The 1152-nt window shown below is 71.0% G+C and carries 1 protein-coding gene; it reads right to left on the bottom strand.

Features of this window, described 5'->3' with window-relative positions; translation table 11 throughout:
- Nucleotides 1-317: 317 nt before the first annotated feature.
- The gene (gene phoU / locus D183_RS0113910; RefSeq protein ID WP_017909539.1) at nt 318-1028 is read right to left on the bottom strand and encodes a phosphate signaling complex protein PhoU; all 711 of its coding nucleotides are present in this window, start codon (nt 1026-1028) and stop codon (nt 318-320) included.
- Nucleotides 1029-1152 lie beyond the last annotated feature (124 nt).

The raw sequence follows: 1152 nt of genomic DNA, 5'->3' as shown, positions 1-1152 counted from the left end.
GGGGTGACGGCAGCCTGCGCGCCCAGCGCATAGCCCTGGGCGAGGTCGGTCATCGCCAGCGCGGAGGCGGACAGGCCGATCCCGCCAAGCAGAACCGCACCGGCGAGGGCAGAGGACGGACGGGACGACGTGGACATGCGCAGGCTCCTGGCGATGGACGGGTGCCGGTCGGGGTGTCCGGCAGTGCGCCAAGCCTACCCGCTGCCGCACCGCGCTGCATGCGGCGGTGCGTGGCGACAAAAAAGGCTCCGTTGTGCACGGAGCCCGGGGACGCCAGCGGCGGCGGAACGGCGCATGGCCGGTCCGCACGCCGGGGATCAGATGCCGCTGGTGGAGCTGGTCTCGTCGCGCTTGTCGCGCGGCGGCAGCGGCTCGTCGCCGTGCACCAGGAACCACACGTTCTCGGCGATGTTGGTGGCGTGGTCGCCGATCCGCTCCAGGTTCTTGGCCATGAACAGCAGATGCGTGCACGGGGTGATGTTGCGCGGGTCTTCCATCATGTAGGTCAGCAGCTCGCGGAACAGCGCGGTGTACTGCGCATCGAGCTGCGCGTCGCCCTGGCGCACCAGCAGCGCGGCGTCGGCGTCGTTGTTCTGGTAGGCGGCCAGCGCCGCGCGCACCTGTTGGGCGGCGAGCTTGCCGAGCTGGCGCAGGCCCAGGGTCTGCGGCATCGGCGGGGACATGTTCAGCGCGATCGAGCGCTTGGCGACGTTGGCGGCGTAGTCGCCGATGCGTTCGACGTCGGCGGGAATGCGCAGGCCGGCCAGGATCTCGCGCAGGTCGCGCGCCATCGGTCCGCGCAGCGCCAGGCGCATGACGTCGTGGCTGATGGAGTGCTCGAGCGCGTCGATCGCTTCGTCGTTGACGACGATGCGCAGCGCGGCGTTGTCGTCGCGGCGTTCGACCACGTCCAGCGCCGCTTCCAACTGCGCCACCGCGGTTTCGCCCATGCGCACGATCTCGGCGGCGAGGCGATGCTGTTCTTCGTCGTAGCTCTTCACGATGTGCTCGTTGGGCTGAGTGTTCATGTCGTAGGTCCAATAGGTGCGTTGGTGTCGCCGCGGCCATGCCTGGCGGTGCGGTGCTGGCGTCGCCGGGCGCCCGCCCGTGGGGCGGCGGGCGCGGCCGCTGCGACGAGGCAGCGGCGGCCGC

The organism is Xanthomonas sp. SHU 199 (assembly GCF_000364665.1).
GTDB classification, from domain to species: domain Bacteria; phylum Pseudomonadota; class Gammaproteobacteria; order Xanthomonadales; family Xanthomonadaceae; genus Xanthomonas_A; species Xanthomonas_A sontii.
The sequence above is the reverse complement of the archived record's forward strand: the minus strand, read 5'-3'. Positions and strand labels throughout refer to the sequence as shown.

What these genes read in the sequence shown, in the direction of transcription:
- phoU (WP_017909539.1), bottom strand. Translation starts at nt 1,028, where the DNA reads ATGAACACTCAGCCCAACGAGCACATCGTGAAGAGCTACGACGAAGAA.